Here is a 17,385-nt window from a genome sequence, read left to right on the forward strand (position 1 = left end):
GAAATAGCGGGTTATTCTACTCATGATCACCACGAATACCAAACCACTGATGATACCAGCGTGACATAATTTGTTGCCTGTAGCCCACAATTTCAACGTAATCGCCATAAAAACAACCCGTTATCTGCCCAGACACCGCAGTAGTACGCCATTCTGCGCCGGCCTTACGATAACGCCGCTGCACCTTGACTGAAGGGAGCCGCCACGGGCTATAGCGTGCAACAGAAGCCAATGCATATTGCGGTGCCACGGTATGAATAAACGCTGCCGTAGATGATGTGTTACTACCATGATGTGGAACTTGCAATATCGTCGATCTTAAATTCTCTTTTTCTATTCCCAGCAGCTTATATTCCCCCTGCTTTTCCAGATCCCCAGTTAAAAGCAGGCTGTGTTTGCCATCATCTACACGAATGACACAGGATTCATTGTTACCTGCGTGTAATGATCTTGCCGGCGGCCATAATACACGGAAGCTCAACCCCTGCCAGCGCCACTGTTCACCGCGTATACATGGAAGATGTTTACTGTTAATTAAAGGGCTTCTGACAGAAATATCAGGATATTTCCGTTGTAAGAATTCCAGCCCGCCCGTATGGTCAAGGTGATCATGACTGATAATAATCTGTTCTGGTGTTAATCTGTGCCAACGCAAATAAGGGATTATCACCCTCTCCGCCATACTGCCGGTTTCCCAACGATTACCGGTATCAAAAATCAGCGCCTTGCCCTCTTTTTCAATGATAACAGCCAGCCCATGCCCAACATCCAGCATAGAAAACCGCCATAGATATTCTTCGGTGCGCCTCAGATAACAGAGCATGACCCCTAAGGAAATGCCAATCAGCCATTTGTATGATTGCCACCAAGCGAATCGCCAGATAATGACAATAAACCAGGCAATAAATGTGATTAATAGAGGAAAACGGCCAGTTTCACGCCATGACTGTTGCAAAACTGGCAAAGGGATCAAAGAGAAGGTCACCGAGTAATCGACTAATTGCCATAATAAAGCGTGAATAATCGGACAAAAAGTGCTGATTAATGCCAGCATAATCAACGGAACAGTAATAAAAGAGATGATTGGCACTGCCCAGAAATTAGCAAATAAAGCGGCAAAATTAACACCATGAAATAATAACAGCTGGAGGGGAACAAGCATCAGCATCATGCCCATTTGCATATATAACCCACGCAGCCATAACCACTTCCAGCCATAACGAAATGGCTCAGTCAACGGTGCCCAATAGAACCAGAACATCAGAGCCATCACAGCAAAGAAGGAGAGCCAGAAGCTATCAGAAAGCACGGTCAGGGGATCAAATAAGAGAATAATGGTGGCTGTCCACAATGCCCACTGCCAAGGAAAACACAGAATATTTCTGTAGCGCAAATAGAGCCAAAGAGTTAAACCAAGTAATGCGCGAATAGCCGGAATTCCCCAACCAGATAACCAGACATAATTCATTGCCACTATCCAGCCGGTAATCAGTGGGAATTTATGCCCTATCCAGCGTACAGGAAAGAAGATCTGTAATAACCTTGCCATTCCCCAGCCAAACATGCTGGCAACGGTAATATGCAACCCAGAAATTGCCATAAGGTGGGCTGTACCTGTCTGTTGTAATAATAAATTATCCTCCTTACTTAACCATTGACGCTCACCGAATGCTAATGCCATTGCAATGCCACTGTGTTTTAACTCACGCATAGCCGGAGCAATATGACTGACCAGTTGCTGGCGTAAGCTACATTTCCCGTCAATTAATTCAGCGTGAATGACTTTTCCAGTTAGAGGTTGGCGGATAGCCAATGCTCTGCGCTGGCTATCATAACCGGCTTGATTTAGCTGACTATGCACTGGCCGTAATTTCATTTTTAATTGCCATTTCTGACCAGCACACAGAGATTCAAGCGAAATATTCCAATAAACAGAGATATACAGTGGTGGGAAAATAATTTTATTTTCATCTGCAATAATACGCAGAAAAACCCTGTTTTTTCCTTCATTGACTTCATCACCTAATGACAAACTCTCAACAATTCCCTGAGATAAGTGCTCTTTCTCACTAAGATAGATTATTTGTTCGAGCAGATGATTTCCCTGCCAGCATCCGATAAGAAATGCCAGCAACGAAATTGATCCCATCCGGCAAAGATAGGATGGCAAAAACAAACAGAATAAAGCCAATAATATCAATGCAATAACCTGCTTTTTTTGCGGTAATTCAGGCAGAAAAAGCAAGGGTATAATACCGGCAATAATAGCTACCGCAGCCTGATTCACACTGATTACCGGAACAGGCTGTTTCCAGTTTGTCGTTATCCTGTTTATCAAGACTAAAAGCCACATCCTTGTTTACCTTATCCTTACCCCTTTATTTTACTCAACAAAGTATTTCTTATTATTTAAAAGGCAGCCAGAGGTATCAGAAGAATTATCAAACACCTTCGCAGATTAGTTTTAGGCTAAGAATAATTTCATATAAAAATGTGAGCAGCTTCGCAAACAGTCAGGATCTGGTATATTATTTTTGATTTTTTCTCTTTATATTCAGCACAGGCATCGAATAAAACACACCGCGAGTTCATGCTTGTACTACAGACACAAACGCGCAATCTAAGCTACCAAGAAGTTATATTATCTACTTATAATTACCATTAAATTTGTTGTTTTTGAAATCATTAGTAAAAGCTGTAAAACAATAAGATAATAATATGTATACCCTATGGATTTCAAGATGCATCGCGACGGCAAGGGAGCGAATCCCCGGGAGCATAGATAACGATGTGACCGGGGTGAGCGAGTGCAACCAACAAAGAGGCAACTTGAAAGATGACGGGTATAAAATAAAAAATCATTACCATCAGGTATTATCTCTATTATTGAATACTAATTTGGCAAAATTACATAAATCACTATCTGATTTTTGTGATTAATATCGCATTGATTAAATATGAATAAGATTAGATTACTATTTCCACTCTATTTTTATGTGAAAAATCATCAGAAATCATGTTAAATACAAACAAGGTGGTTTTTATGAAAAATGAAATAATTCTATCTGATTCTTTACAAGAGAATGATCTCACTAGACTATTTAATGATGACGCGTTAGCAATTCATGTAAAAAAATATGTCAATAGTCATATTTCAGATAAGCTCTCAGATTTTTTCCTCACTCATGAGAATCTAGAACTTCACGCTCATGATTTAAAAAAAGGAGACAAAACTATTTTTGTGGATTATGGCGTTGATAGAGTTGGTATATCCTACAACACGACCTTTGGGAAACCCAAAGATAGCGATAGTTATAAAAAATATTTTGAGGACGCGTTATCCGCAATAAGAAATGTCAGAAATTTCTGTGCCCCAATGTTGGCGCCTTTCGATAAATTGCGTTTAGAGTTGGATGAGGTCTGGTCCGCAGGCGCCAGTATTGCAAATTTTGAAGGTAAAAAGATGCATGTAGGCATCGCCAGGGTTATGAAAAGGCCCGAACTCTCTTTCATGGTTGAAAAACAACCTCATTTTGATGGACTTCAACAGCAATCTGTCAATTTGTTAGGGCAATTCTCGGTAAATATATATATAAAAATGCCGGTAAATGGAGGGGAGCTAGAACTGTGGGATGTCCCTGCAATTCCTATCACCGAGTTAATCGAAGATAATGCAGAAAATAATTGGCGAGGCACTCTTCCGCCTTCCATCCTTATTAAACCAGAACAAGGAGATTTGATCATCATAAATACCAGGAAACCCCATGCCATTCGTAGTTTCTCCGATGGGTGTAGAATATCATTACAAAGCTTCATTGGATTATCACTAAATAAACATCTTATGCTATGGAATTAATTATATGGTTGATGTAATCAGTACATTAGGAACGTTTTTTCTTTTAGGATTGGGAGCTGCGGCTCCCGTTGGCCCTATAAATATAGAAATTATGCGCAGACACTTGAATATTAGTTGTCTTCACGCCGTGGTTTTCGGTTTAGGTGCTTGCTTTGCCGATATAATTTATTTATTACTTTTAGGTGCAGGAGTATTACAATTATTCTCTAATACTGTTTTTATGCCTATTCTGGGTTTTTTAGGTGCATTAATCGTCATTTGGTTTGGTATTACCAGTTTTCTAAATAAGAAAAACGAAGAAAATAGAAATATCATACGAAAGCCCTATCACCGGCAATTTTTTGATGGTGTATTGTTAACACTCTTAAATCCGTACAATGTTATTTTCTGGTTGTCTGTAAGTGCTCAACTGAACAATATTACATCAGATAAAGATAGTTTATTTATTGGTGCATTAGGGACAATTATTGGTGTTATATTTTGGGTAGCATTGATTAATGCTGTTATATTTTTCTCCAGGAAAATGCTCAGTCATCGTGTTATTAAATTTATTAATTATACCAGTGGCGTCATTCTGATTATGCTTGGAATCTATTTCTTTTCATATTCAATAACATTATTCAATCTGCATTTTTCTTAAGCAGGAAACACGGCGACTGAGGAATGAATAAAATTCTTGACCAAACTAAATTGCAGATAATAGCCTTTTACCATCCTATTGACTTCTCCATTGGTTTACAGTACGAAGAGTGGGTCTAACTAAAATCGTCATCATATTCTTACCACTTATAGGTTGATTGATGATCAATAGTGCAACGAATTTCACTTAAAAATATATAGGAGTACTCTGAAAATTTTAGAAATGAGGTTGATTGATGCTGGTACTTCCTCATGTTTCGTAACAAGTTAGACACAATTTTTCATCAAAGTTGGGTATCGCGAATGAATTCAAAATCAATGGCAACATCGGTTTTATGTACCAAATGATTTTTTGGGAAAGTCATGCCAGATTGACAAGATTATGGAGGCAGGTTTTCTTAACATAATAATCAGCTCTTTTTATATGAGCCTTTATTAGATCAAAAGTGCTGACCAAAAGGTCAGCACTTTGTTATTAATGTAAAACAGCACCCAAAGATGCTGTTTAGAATAAGCAATAACTTGTTATCTTCAAACTTATTCGTAGATATTCACGCGATCACGTAACTCTTTGCCAGGTTTAAAGTGGGGAACATATTTACCTTCCAGTTCCACTTTATCACCCGTTTTAGGGTTACGACCTACACGCGCGGCACGGTAGTGAAGAGAAAAACTGCCGAATCCGCGCACTTCTATACGCTCACCATCTGCCAATGTTATTGCCATATGGTCAAGCATTTCTTTCACTGCATCTTCAACGGTTTTGGCCGAAATATGAGATTGCTGGCCAGCAAGTCTTTCGATTAATTCAGACTTGGTCATTAGTACCTCCCTAAACTACCGTACTTGGATAACACTCATGTGATGTGTTATCCACCGTTATTCACTTTAATTACTCGCCTTTAGCTGCTTTGAAAGCTTCAGCCATCGCGTTGTTAGCAAAGTTTGTGTCTTCTTGTTTATTCACAGAAGCAATAGCGTCTTTTTCATCAGCTTCGTCTTTAGCGCGAACAGACAGATTGATTACACGGTTTTTGCGATCAACACCAGTATACTTAGCTTCAACTGCATCACCAACGTTCAGAACCAGAGTTGCATCTTCAACACGGTCACGAGAAGCTTCTGATGCACGCAGGTAACCTTCAACGCCGTCAGCCAGTTCTACTGTAGCGCCTTTAGCATCAACTGCGGTGACTTTACCAGTAACAATAACACCTTTCTTGTTTACAGACAGGTAGTTATTGAATGGATCTTCTGCCAGTTGCTTGATGCCCAAGGAGATACGCTCACGCTCTGCGTCAACTTGCAGCACAACAGCGGCAATTTCGTCGCCTTTTTTGTATTCACGAACTGCTTCTTCACCGGTAACGTTCCAGGAGATGTCAGACAGGTGAACCAGGCCGTCGATGCCGCCATCCAGACCAATGAAGATACCGAAGTCAGTGATAGACTTGATTTTACCTTCAACACGGTCATTTTTGTTGTGAGTTTCAGCAAACAGCTGCCATGGGTTAGCTTTACACTGTTTCAGACCCAAGGAGATACGACGGCGTTCTTCGTCGATATCCAGAACCATAACTTCCACAACGTCACCAACATTAACAACTTTGGATGGGTGGATGTTTTTGTTAGTCCAGTCCATTTCTGAAACGTGTACCAGACCTTCAACGCCTTCTTCGATTTCTACGAAGCAGCCGTAATCAGTCAGGTTAGTCACGCGACCCGTCAGTTTAGTCCCTTCTGGGTAACGTTTAGCAATTGCCACCCATGGATCTTCGCCCAGTTGTTTCAGGCCCAGAGATACACGAGTACGTTCACGGTCGAATTTCAGTACTTTAACTGCGATTTCATCGCCCACATTGACGATTTCACTTGGATGTTTAACACGTTTCCAAGCCATATCAGTAATGTGCAGCAAGCCATCAACGCCGCCCAGATCAACAAAGGCACCGTAGTCAGTCAGGTTCTTAACGATACCTTTAACTTCCATACCTTCTTGCAGGTTTTCCAACAGTTGATCACGTTCTGCGCTGTTTTCAGATTCGATAACAGCACGACGAGAAACAACTACGTTGTTGCGTTTCTGATCCAGCTTGATGACTTTAAACTCAAGCTCTTTGCCTTCCAGGTGAGTCGTGTCACGAACTGGGCGAACATCAACCAGAGAACCAGGCAGGAATGCACGAATACCGTTCAGTTCGACAGTAAAGCCGCCCTTCACTTTGCCGTTGATGATGCCAGTAACAGTTTCTGCTTCTTCGTAAGCTTTTTCCAGCATCAGCCATGCTTCATGGCGTTTTGCTTTCTCACGGGACAGAACAGTTTCACCGAAACCATCTTCAACAGCGTCTAGCGCAACATCAATTTCATCACCGACCTGGATTTCCAGCTCACCCTGAGCATTTTTGAACTGTTCTACAGGAATAGCAGATTCTGATTTCAGACCTGCATCAACTAATACAACGTCTTTATCGATAGCAACAACGATGCCGCGAACGATAGCACCTGGACGAGTTTCAATAGATAGCAGGGATTCTTCAAAGAGTTGAGCAAAAGATTCTGTCATGTTAATGATCTTCAAGATTTCAATTTAACGTCCATTTAGCTTCCCGCCGAATGGGGTTGTTTTACATGCCCTGTCACTATTCCCTGTGACAAGGTTGTTTGGTTTGTGGGAAAACTTTATTAACCCACGTACCTAATTTTCAGTACATCACCATCAATTATAAGCTAAAAACTTAAAATTGCTTAGGTAATGAAAGCGTTTTTTTCACATAATTTAGCGCCTTATCGATAACTTCTTCGATAGACATACTGGTTGAGTCCAATATTAATGCGTCTTCAGCGGGCGCTAACGGTGCAACTGTCCGGTTACGGTCGCGATAATCGCGTTCCTGTATCTCGGATAAAAGACGTTCAAAGTTAACACTAAAGCCCTTTTCCTGCAACTGTAGCATACGTCTGCGCGCTCGTTCTTCTGCGCTGGCATCAAGGAATATTTTCACCGGTGCATCAGAAAACACCACCGTTCCCATATCCCGACCATCAGCAATCAAACCCGGAGCAATGCGAAAAGCACGCTGACGCCGTAACAATGCTTCACGCACCCGAGGGAAAGCGGCTGCCTGTGAAGCGGTATTTCCCACCGTTTCGGTACGGATTTCATTGCTGACATCTTCACCCTCAAGTATCACACTTAGCGCCCCTTTTTTCGGGACAAAACGGACATCAAGATTAGCCGCCAAAGGAACTAACGCGTCTTCGGACCGGATATCCACCTGATGATGAATCGCCGCCAGTACCAATACTCGATAAATAGCACCTGAATCAAGCAATTGCCAGCCTAAAGCTTCCGCCAGTGCCTGACATAAAGTGCCTTTACCCGCGCCACTTGGCCCATCAACAGTTACTACAGGGGCTATCGCCACCATTATTGCTCTCCTTTCGCATGGCGAATTCATTCTTCGCCGGATGCTGAATATTTACTCAATAAAACCATCAATATCTGTAGTTTATTATACGCCCTCAAAGGGGAAGCGTAATAAGCGGATTCTACGGTAAGTAGGTTTTGATCAAAGAAATACGCTTTATTGAGTCATAATCGTCGCCAGTTATGACTTCCGCTGGCTTAATCTTTCCAATTGATTGAAATAATCCGGGAAGGTTTTTGCTGTACAACCTGGATCAAGGATAGTAACCGGTGTATCAGACAGGGCCACCAGCGAGAAGCACATTGCCATTCGGTGATCATTATAGGTGCCAATTTCAGCCGGTAATAATCTTTGTGGTGGTGTAATCCGGATGTAATCTTCCCCTTCTTCCACCTCCGCACCCACTTTACGCAATTCAGTTGCCATTGCATGGATCCGATCTGTCTCTTTTACCCGCCAATTGTATATATTGCGAATAACTGTCTCCCCTTCCGCAAACAGCGCAGTTGTCGCGATTGTCATCGCAGCATCAGGGATCGCATTCATATCCATATCAATGCCAATCAGGGTACCACGTTCACATTCAACGAAGTCATCACCCCAGCGAATTTTCGCGCCCATTTTTTCCAGGACATTGGCAAATTTGGTATCCCCCTGAAGGCTGTTTTTACCCATTCCAGTCACACGCACGCTGCCACCTTTGATTGCCGCCGCCGCCAGAAAGTAGGAGGCAGAAGACGCATCACCTTCAACCAGATAGTGGCCGGGAGAGTGGTATTTCTGCCGGCCTTTAATATGGAAAATCTGATATTGATCGTGACTTACGGTAATTCCGAAACTTTTCATTAGTGCCAGAGTGATATCAATATAAGGTTTGGAAACCAATTCACCCTGAATATGAATTTCAGAATCATTTTCTGCTAATGGTGCAGTCATTAGCAACGCGGTTAGAAACTGGCTGGAAACACGGCCATCCACGGTCACTTTACCACCAACAAAGCCGCCTTTAATGTGTAACGGTGGATAATTTTCCTGCTCCAGATACTCAATTTCTGCGCCCCCCTGACGCAAAGCATCCACAAGATGACCAATCGGGCGCTCTTTCATCCGAGGTTCGCCAGTGAGAATGACATCATTTTTGCCAAGGCATAAAGCAGCAGCTAATGGACGCATTGCCGTACCGGCATTGCCAAGGAACAGTTCCACCGGCCCTTTGCCGGTAATCACCCCACCCATACCATCAACTTCACAACAGGTACGATCATCAGACAGACGATAGTTGACCCCCAATGCCGTCAAGGCATTGAGCATATGGCGGATATCATCACTGTCCAGCAAGTTAGTCAGGCAAGTTGTACCTTTGGCGAAAGCCGCCAGTAATAGTGCACGGTTGGAAACGCTTTTTGATCCTGGCAGGTTAATAGTTCCATTAATGGAGAAAATAGGTTGTAGCGTCAGGGATTGCATAAATAACAGGATCTCCGATTCTCAATTAAATTATTTTTAAGTATAAGTGAGTTATCTTTACGTTTGAGGAAATATTTCCTTAACCCTGAATATTCCGGGAACATTTGTTCCCGGTCATGGTTGGCAAGTTAGCCGTTACGGCGCTCAAAATCAGCCATAAAATCAACCAAAGCCTGAACGCCGCCTATTGGCATAGCATTATAAATAGAAGCACGCATACCACCGGAAACACGGTGTCCTTTCAGTGCCTGCAATCCTTGTGCCTCCGCTTCTGCCAGAAATTTGCTATCCAGTGAAGCATCCACCATCTGAAACGGTATATTCATCAAGGAACGATTTTTAGAGGCAATCTGGTTACGATAGAAGTCGCTATTATCAATGGCACTATAAAGCAGCCCGGCTTTAGCCTGGTTACGTTTTGCCATCTCTTGTACCCCACCTTGCTCTTTTAACCACTTGAAAACCAAGCCAGAAAGATACCAGGCAAAAGTTGGCGGTGTGTTGAACATGGAGTCATATTCCGCCAGAACGGTATAGTCAAAAATAGACGGTGTTTCTTTACGAACTTTACCTAATAGATCTTCACGAACAATAACCAGTGTGAGCCCCGCCGGACCAATATTTTTCTGCGCTCCTGCATAAATCATACCATAATGGCTGACATCCAACGGCCCGGAAAGAATAGAGGAAGAGTAATCCGCAATAATAACTTTATTATCATTAAAATCTGGATCTTCATGAATGGCGATACCATCAATGGTTTCATTCGGGCAATAATGGACATAAGCCGCATCATTGCTTAATGACCATTCACTCATTGGCTTAACGCCTTTAAAACCATTAATTTCGGTTTTGATATTAATCACATTGGGCGTGCAATATTTTTTTGCTTCTTTGACTGCACATTCCGCCCAGTAACCGCCATCAATATAATCAGCTTTAACATTGTCACCCAGCAGGTTCATTGGGATAGCAGCAAATTGACCGCGGGCACCACCATGACAAAACAACACCTTATAATTTTCAGGCACTGATAATAAATCCCGCAGATCATGTTCTGCTTCCTTTGCTACAGTAATAAATTCTTTACTGCGGTGACTGATTTCCATAATCGAAGTCCCGATACCATGCCAATTACAAAGTTCTTGTTCTGCTCTGCGCAATACTTCAACTGGTAACATGGCTGGGCCTGCACTGAAATTATATACCTGACTCATTTACTTCACTCCATCTGACGAAATGATAATAATAACAATAAGAATCTGATATATCGGTTGTATCATTCCCCTTTCATTGCTGCAATGGTTATTGGATGGCGGAACAAAGATAAACGAAAAATAACGTGTATTGATGACGTAATGATAATTTGGCGGGAAAAACAGCACATCCAAGGCGCTGTATTTTACAGCGCCCACACTTAACTTTTTATCGCCCCAAACAATCAGGGAACGCTAACTCAATATTTAACAAACATCTCGTGAATTTTTACCGGATCATGAGTTTTAGTCAGGGCTAATTGCAAAAGCACTCTGGCCTTTTGCGGATTCAGGCGTTCAGACGCGACAAAACCATATTTGCTATCATCCACTTCCGCATTCTGAGTCACGTAACCCACCGGTACACGGCTTGCTCTCACGACCACAACCCCATCTTTAGCCGCTTTAGCCAAGGTATCGAAAATCGTTTTGTACATATTACCGTTACCCACCCCTGCGCTGACAATCCCTTGATAGCCATCACTCAGTAATGCTTTCGCTGGCAGATCAGAAGCATTCGCATAGTTATAAACGATCCCAACTTTTGGCAACTTATCCAATTTACTGATATCGAAAATAGCCTTGTCCGCTCTCGGCTTTGCTTCAGCGTAATAATTGACTTTGCCATTATGAATAAAACCTTCAGCACCCGCATTCATTGGCTGGAACGCCTGAACTTCAGTCGTACTCATTTTCACCACGGTACTTCCGCTGATAACCGCATCATTCATTGCCATCAGCACACCACGGTTGGCTGATTCTTTATCACCCGCCACCACCACAGCGTTATACAGATTTAATGGACCATCAGCACCAAGCGCCGTAGATGGGCGCATTGCGCCAACCATAACAATCGGTTTCTGGCATTGGGTCGTCAGATCGAGGAAGTAAGCCGTTTCTTCCATCGTGTCTGTACCGTGTGTGATAACAAAACCATCGGTCTTATCACAATCTGCGTTGATTTTTTTCGCCAGTGTCAGCCACACCTGATCATTCATATCTTGTGAACCAATACTAAACACCTGTTCACCTTTCAGGTTGGCGATATCTTTGATGCCAGGAACAGCATTGACTAATACATCAATACCCACTTTTCCAGCAACATAATTGGATTCTGTTGCAGATTTGCCCCCACCTGCAATCGTTCCTCCTGTTGCTAAAAGCGTAATATTTGGCAAAGCAACAGCAGAACCGCTGATTAATGCCAATAAACTAGCTAAAGCTGTGTGTTTCATCTTTTTCATACTGCTTTCCTTAATAAAAAATATCCCATTTGATTATGAATGATGATATCAGTAAATCTGCGATGCATACCAGACTTTAGCTACTGAAAAAAAACTCGTATGATGAGCGTCTTGTAATGAGCTCTCATAAGTGAATATCATGACGCAAACCTTCATTCCCGGCAAAGACGCCGCACTGGAAGATTCGATCAATAGCTTTCAGCAAAAACTGCAACATCTTGGTTTCAATATCGAAGAAGCCTCCTGGCTGAATCCGGTTCCTCATGTCTGGTCAGTGCATATCCGTGACCATGATTGCCCTTTATGTTTTACCAATGGTAAAGGCGCAAGTAAAAAAGCCGCTTTAGCTTCTGCTTTAGGAGAATATTTTGAACGTCTGTCAACCAACTATTTTTTTGCTGATTTCTATTTAGGACAGGCTATCGCCAATGGCGATTTTGTCCATTATCCCAATGAGAAATGGTTTGCTTTACCGGAAGATGATTCCCTGCCGGAAGGCATTCTGGATACCCGGTTACGTCAGTTTTACGATCCTGAGAATGATTTATGTGCAAGTCAGTTAGTTGATTTGCAATCAGGTAATGCAGCGCGCGGAATCTGCTCACTGCCGTTTACCCGTCAATCTGATAGCCATACTGTCTATATTCCAATGAATATTATTGGCAATCTTTATGTTTCCAATGGTATGTCAGCAGGCAACACAGTTAATGAAGCCCGAGTTCAGGGGTTATCAGAAGTTTTTGAACGCTATGTAAAAAACCAGATTATCGCAGAAGGCATCAGCCTGCCAGAAATTCCCCAGGAAGTGATGAATCGTTATCCTGGGGTTGTTGAAGCGGTTAACAAATTACAGGATGAAAACTTCCCGCTCTATTGTTACGACGCTTCTCTCGGTGGGCAATTCCCCGTCATTTGCGTGGTTCTGTTTAATCCCAACAATGGTACCTGTTTTGCCTCTTTTGGTGCTCATCCTGAATTTGGTGTGGCACTGGAACGTACCGTTACCGAACTGCTACAGGGTCGTAGTCTGAAAGATCTGGATGTGTTCAATGCCCCCACTTTCGATAATGAAGAAGTTGCGGAACATACCAATCTGGAAACCCACTTTATTGATTCGAGCGGATTAATCAGTTGGGATCTATTCAAGCAAAATGCTGATTATGCATTCGCTGACTGGAATTTTAGCGGCACCACAGAAGAAGAATTTGCCACCTTGATGGCTATCTTCAAACAACTGGATGCGGAAGTTTATATTGCTGACTACGAGCACCTTAGTGTTTATGCCTGCCGTATTCTGGTACCGGGTATGTCTGATATTTATCCCGTGGAAGATTTGCATATTGCCAATAACACCATGGGGATTCATCTGCGGGAAACTTTATTCACGCTACCGGATAGTCAATGGCAACCGGAAGAATATCTGGCACTGCTTGAACAATTAGATGAAGAAGGTCTGGACGATTTTACCCGTGTTCGTGAACTGCTTGGCATTGCTGTTGGTAAAGACAATGGCTGGAGCAATTTACGTATTGGTGAACTGAAATCCATGTTGGCGCTGGCGGGTGGTGATCTGGACCAAGCACTGATTTGGGTAGAGTGGACTCAAGATTTTAACGCCTCAATCTTTACAGCTGAACGGGCTAACTATTATCGCTGTCTGCAAACATTGCTTTTACTTGCTTTGGAAGCGGATAAAGATCCTACGCAATATTACCCGGCATTCATAAAAATGTACGGACAGAATGCTATTGAAGCAGCGTCAGCGGCTGTTGCGGGTGAAACGTGTTTTTATGGTCTGTGGTCAATTGATTCAGATTTAAAATCACTGTCTGCTCATCAAGCTTTATTAGCCGCTTATGAGAAGCTGCAAAAAGCAAAATATCATTTCTGGAATGCCAAATAATATTCAATTTGGCTGACAGGATAATTTATTATTAAAAGTAAAATTCAGGTTAAATTAAGTTTATTTAAAACAACAAATAAACAACAAATTAACCTGTAATTTTACTTATTGAATTGCCTTTCAATAAGTAAATAAAAAAATACAATAAAATTTAAAAAAAATTTAATTCACGTAACTCAATAAATTAATTAGTATTTTATCCATTCAACCCCATCAAAACAGTGTTTACTCTCTGAGGATCATGATCTATATCAAATTTACCTCCACAAGCCTTTGTTACTATCACTACGTACAATAACTAATGAATAATAAAGAGAATGTTAGTATGCGAGCTGACAGCCCTTTTGACTTATTGCCACCTGCTGTAATGACACAAATCGCCGATGATATGGGTGTTTATAAAACCACCAAGCATCCTGCAATAACCTCTATATCAGCCATCACTGCCGGAATTTTTATTTCTATTGCATTTGTCTTTTATATTACCGCCACCACAGGAACCGCCTCTGTCCCTTATGGGCTTGCAAAATTAGTTGGCGGAATCTGTTTCTCTCTCGGATTAATGTTAGTTGTCGTTTGTGGGGCAGACTTATTTACTTCCACGGTGCTCACGATTATTTCTAAAGCAACCGGGCGGATAACCTGGAACCAAATGTTCAAAAACTGGATTAACGTTTATTTGGGTAATCTGATGGGCGCACTATTTTTCGTCGCGGTGATATGGTTTGCCGGTCAATATAATGTTGCAAACGGATTATGGGGTCTGAACGTACTGCAAACGGCCGATCATAAAATACACCACACATTTATTGAAGCTCTGTTTTTAGGCATTCTTGCCAATCTGATGGTCTGCCTCGCCGTTTGGATGAGTTATGCCGGACGGAGTTTAATGGACAAAATATTTGTCATGATTTTGCCTGTAAGCATGTTTGTTGCCAGCGGTTTTGAGCACAGTATCGCTAACATGTTTTTAATTCCGCTTGGTATTGTTATTAAGAATTTCGCCCCAACTGAATTCTGGATCAATGTGGGAGCAACACCTGAACAATTTTCTCAACTCACCATTTCACACTTTATTACTGACAATTTAATTCCGGTCACTATCGGTAACATTATCGGTGGCGCAATTTTGGTGAGTTTAACTTACTGGTTAATTTATCTGCGTAGCGAGCAAAAACATTAATTAGCTCCCTCGCTGGGTTTCTCAAAAGTTCGATTATTAAAAGGCAGAAGTATCATGACTGAATTAAATGGAAAATTCTCTGTAGCATGGCAAGGTTTTCATCAGGGTGACTGGCAGAACGAAGTTAACGTTCGCGACTTCATCCAAAAAAACTATACCCCCTATAAGGGTGATGAATCTTTCCTGGCAGGTTCGACCAAAGCAACTGATGCTCTGTGGGAAAAAGTCATGGAAGGTATCAAAATCGAAAACCGGACTCACGCGCCGGTTGATTTTGATACTGATGTTGCTGCTACCATTACCTCCCATGATGCGGGTTACATCGAAAAAGATCTGGAAACTATCGTTGGCCTGCAAACTGAAGCCCCACTGAAACGCGCCCTGATCCCATTTGGCGGCATCAAAATGGTGGAAGGATCATGTAAAGTTTATGGTCGTGAACTCGATCCTAAACTGAAACAGATTTTCACTGAATATCGCAAGACACATAACCAGGGTGTATTCGATGTTTACACGCCAGATATTCTAAAATGCCGGAAATCCGGTGTGCTGACAGGTCTGCCCGATGCCTATGGCCGTGGTCGTATCATTGGTGACTATCGCCGGGTTGCGGTATACGGTATCGACTATCTGCGTGATGATAAATTCGCCCAATTCAATTCGTTGCAGGAAAAACTGGAAAACGGCGAGGATCTGGCGATGACCATTCAGTTACGCGAAGAGATTGCCGAACAGCATCGTGCTCTGAGTCAGATTAAAGAGATGGCCGCGAAATATGGCTATGATATTTCTGGTCCCGCAACTAACGCGAAAGAAGCGGTACAGTGGACTTACTTCGCTTATCTGGCGGCGGTTAAATCTCAGAATGGTGCTGCGATGTCCTTCGGGCGCGTGTCCAGTTTCCTGGATATCTACATCGAACGCGACCTGAAAACCGGGAAACTGACAGAAATCGAAGCTCAGGAATTGATCGACCATTTGGTCATGAAACTGCGCATGGTTCGTTTCCTGCGTACCCCTGAATATGATGAACTGTTTTCCGGTGACCCAATCTGGGCAACAGAATCTCTGGCCGGCATGGGGGTGGATGGTCGTCCTCTGGTGACGAAAAATAGTTTCCGTTTCCTGAACACCCTATACACCATGGGCCCATCACCCGAACCCAACATGACTATCCTGTGGTCTGAAAAACTGCCTGTAAGTTTCAAAAAGTTCGCCACAAAAGTTTCCATCGACACCTCATCTTTACAGTATGAGAACGATGATCTGATGCGTCCTGATTTCAATAACGATGACTACGCTATCGCCTGTTGTGTCAGCCCGATGATTGTGGGTAAACAAATGCAATTCTTCGGTGCCCGCGCAAACCTGGCGAAAACCATGCTGTACGCAATCAACGGCGGCGTGGATGAAAATCTGAAAATACAGGTTGGCCCGAAAGAAGCGCCAATGAAAGATGACGTGCTGGACTATAACAAAGTAATGGCCCGTATGGATCATTTTATGGATTGGCTGGCAAAACAGTATGTTACCGCACTGAATATCATCCACTATATGCATGATAAATACAGCTATGAAGCGGCGCTGATGGCGCTGCATGATCGTGATGTTTACCGTACTATGGCCTGTGGTATCGCCGGTCTGTCTGTCGCTGCTGACTCGTTGTCTGCAATCAAATATGCCAAAGTCTCTCCAATCCGCGACGAAGAGGGTTTAGCTATTGATTTCAACATTGAAGGTGAATACCCACAATTCGGTAACAACGATCCCCGCGTTGATGATATCGCCTGTGATCTGGTTGAACGTTTCATGAAAAAAATCCAGAAACTGAATACTTATCGTAACTCGGTACCGACACAATCCGTTCTGACCATCACTTCTAACGTGGTATATGGTAAGAAAACCGGCAACACGCCTGATGGACGTCGCGCTGGCGCCCCATTTGGGCCGGGCGCTAACCCAATGCACGGCCGTGATCAGAAAGGGGCCGTCGCTTCTCTGACCTCTGTTGCTAAACTGCCATTCGCCTATGCAAAAGATGGTATCTCTTATACTTTCTCTATCGTGCCGAATGCGTTAGGTAAAGATGATGAAGCGCGTAAAACTAACCTGGCAGGTTTGATGGATGGCTATTTCCACCACGAAGCAGCAATTGAAGGTGGTCAACATCTGAACGTCAACGTAATGAACCGAGACATGTTGCTGGATGCAATGGAAGACCCTGAAAAATATCCTCAATTAACCATCCGGGTATCGGGTTATGCTGTGCGTTTCAACTCATTAACAAAAGAACAGCAGCGGGATGTGATCACCCGTACTTTCACGCAATCTATGTAATCATGTGTTGCCAAAAGGCCCTGAATGCTGGGGCCTTTATTCATTTATCCCGTCAGTTTTGGAGCAATC

12 protein-coding genes are annotated in these 17,385 nt (G+C 42.6%); 5 read left to right on the forward strand and 7 right to left on the reverse strand.

The window, feature by feature from the left end; genetic code table 11:
• Positions 1 to 16: 16 nt before the first annotated feature.
• Positions 17 to 2,353, reverse strand: coding sequence for a ComEC family protein (locus tag ACUN2T_RS16645; protein ID WP_445494108.1), 2,337 nt, complete (start codon positions 2,351 to 2,353; stop codon positions 17 to 19).
• Positions 2,354 to 3,043: 690 nt separating this feature from the next.
• Between ACUN2T_RS16645 and ACUN2T_RS16650 the strand changes: the two genes are divergently transcribed.
• Complete coding sequence (locus ACUN2T_RS16650) at positions 3,044 to 3,856, forward strand: 2OG-Fe(II) oxygenase (protein WP_445494109.1); 813 nt, start codon at positions 3,044 to 3,046, stop codon at positions 3,854 to 3,856.
• 4 nt (positions 3,857 to 3,860) lie between these two features.
• Positions 3,861 to 4,496: a LysE family translocator gene (locus ACUN2T_RS16655; RefSeq protein ID WP_445494110.1), complete on the forward strand. Its 636-nt coding sequence runs from the start codon at positions 3,861 to 3,863 to the stop codon at positions 4,494 to 4,496.
• Between the two features lie 536 nt (positions 4,497 to 5,032).
• Here ACUN2T_RS16655 and ihfB read toward each other — a convergent pair.
• From ihfB to ansB, 6 genes are all read right to left on the reverse strand, one after another.
• Positions 5,033 to 5,317 carry an integration host factor subunit beta gene (ihfB, locus tag ACUN2T_RS16660; RefSeq protein WP_445494111.1) on the reverse strand — a complete coding sequence of 95 codons (285 nt, stop codon included), beginning with the start codon at positions 5,315 to 5,317 and terminating at the stop codon, positions 5,033 to 5,035.
• A 70-nt stretch (positions 5,318 to 5,387) separates the two neighbouring features.
• Positions 5,388 to 7,061: a 30S ribosomal protein S1 gene (gene rpsA, locus ACUN2T_RS16665; RefSeq protein ID WP_445494112.1), complete on the reverse strand. Its 1,674-nt coding sequence runs from the start codon at positions 7,059 to 7,061 to the stop codon at positions 5,388 to 5,390.
• 172 nt (positions 7,062 to 7,233) lie between these two features.
• Positions 7,234 to 7,926 (reverse strand): (d)CMP kinase, encoded by a 693-nt coding sequence (gene cmk, locus ACUN2T_RS16670; protein WP_445494113.1) that lies wholly within the window; start codon positions 7,924 to 7,926, stop codon positions 7,234 to 7,236.
• A gap of 180 nt (positions 7,927 to 8,106) precedes the next feature.
• A complete protein-coding gene (gene aroA, locus ACUN2T_RS16675; protein WP_445494114.1) occupies positions 8,107 to 9,393 on the reverse strand; it encodes a 3-phosphoshikimate 1-carboxyvinyltransferase in 1,287 nt (428 codons plus the stop codon).
• Between the two features lie 128 nt (positions 9,394 to 9,521).
• The gene (gene serC / locus ACUN2T_RS16680) at positions 9,522 to 10,610 is read right to left on the reverse strand and encodes a 3-phosphoserine/phosphohydroxythreonine transaminase (protein ID WP_445494115.1); all 1,089 of its coding nucleotides are present in this window, start codon (positions 10,608 to 10,610) and stop codon (positions 9,522 to 9,524) included.
• A 239-nt stretch (positions 10,611 to 10,849) separates the two neighbouring features.
• Positions 10,850 to 11,893: an L-asparaginase 2 gene (gene ansB, locus ACUN2T_RS16685; protein ID WP_445494116.1), complete on the reverse strand. Its 1,044-nt coding sequence runs from the start codon at positions 11,891 to 11,893 to the stop codon at positions 10,850 to 10,852.
• 139 nt (positions 11,894 to 12,032) lie between these two features.
• On the opposite strand from ansB, the gene ycaO reads away from it, so the two are divergent.
• From ycaO to pflB, 3 genes are all read left to right on the forward strand, one after another.
• Positions 12,033 to 13,796 carry a 30S ribosomal protein S12 methylthiotransferase accessory factor YcaO gene (ycaO, locus tag ACUN2T_RS16690; RefSeq protein WP_445494117.1) on the forward strand — a complete coding sequence of 588 codons (1,764 nt, stop codon included), beginning with the start codon at positions 12,033 to 12,035 and terminating at the stop codon, positions 13,794 to 13,796.
• Positions 13,797 to 14,121: 325 nt separating this feature from the next.
• Positions 14,122 to 14,979, forward strand: coding sequence for a formate transporter FocA (gene focA / locus ACUN2T_RS16695; RefSeq protein WP_445494118.1), 858 nt, complete (start codon positions 14,122 to 14,124; stop codon positions 14,977 to 14,979).
• Between the two features lie 54 nt (positions 14,980 to 15,033).
• A complete protein-coding gene (pflB, locus tag ACUN2T_RS16700; protein WP_445494119.1) occupies positions 15,034 to 17,316 on the forward strand; it encodes a formate C-acetyltransferase in 2,283 nt (760 codons plus the stop codon).
• Positions 17,317 to 17,385 lie beyond the last annotated feature (69 nt).

The sequence above is a fragment of the Photorhabdus machadonis genome, assembly GCF_052657765.1.

Coding starts and splice junctions, on each gene's coding strand:
- ACUN2T_RS16645 (WP_445494108.1), bottom strand. CDS start 2,353: ATGTGGCTTTTAGTCTTGATAAACAGGATAACGACAAACTGGAAACAG.
- ACUN2T_RS16650 (WP_445494109.1), top strand. CDS start 3,044: ATGAAAAATGAAATAATTCTATCTGATTCTTTACAAGAGAATGATCTC.
- ACUN2T_RS16655 (WP_445494110.1), top strand. CDS start 3,861: ATGGTTGATGTAATCAGTACATTAGGAACGTTTTTTCTTTTAGGATTG.
- ihfB (WP_445494111.1), bottom strand. CDS start 5,317: ATGACCAAGTCTGAATTAATCGAAAGACTTGCTGGCCAGCAATCTCAT.
- rpsA (WP_445494112.1), bottom strand. CDS start 7,061: ATGACAGAATCTTTTGCTCAACTCTTTGAAGAATCCCTGCTATCTATT.
- cmk (WP_445494113.1), bottom strand. CDS start 7,926: ATGGTGGCGATAGCCCCTGTAGTAACTGTTGATGGGCCAAGTGGCGCG.
- aroA (WP_445494114.1), bottom strand. CDS start 9,393: ATGCAATCCCTGACGCTACAACCTATTTTCTCCATTAATGGAACTATT.
- serC (WP_445494115.1), bottom strand. CDS start 10,610: ATGAGTCAGGTATATAATTTCAGTGCAGGCCCAGCCATGTTACCAGTT.
- ansB (WP_445494116.1), bottom strand. CDS start 11,893: ATGAAAAAGATGAAACACACAGCTTTAGCTAGTTTATTGGCATTAATC.
- ycaO (WP_445494117.1), top strand. CDS start 12,033: ATGACGCAAACCTTCATTCCCGGCAAAGACGCCGCACTGGAAGATTCG.
- focA (WP_445494118.1), top strand. CDS start 14,122: ATGCGAGCTGACAGCCCTTTTGACTTATTGCCACCTGCTGTAATGACA.
- pflB (WP_445494119.1), top strand. CDS start 15,034: ATGACTGAATTAAATGGAAAATTCTCTGTAGCATGGCAAGGTTTTCAT.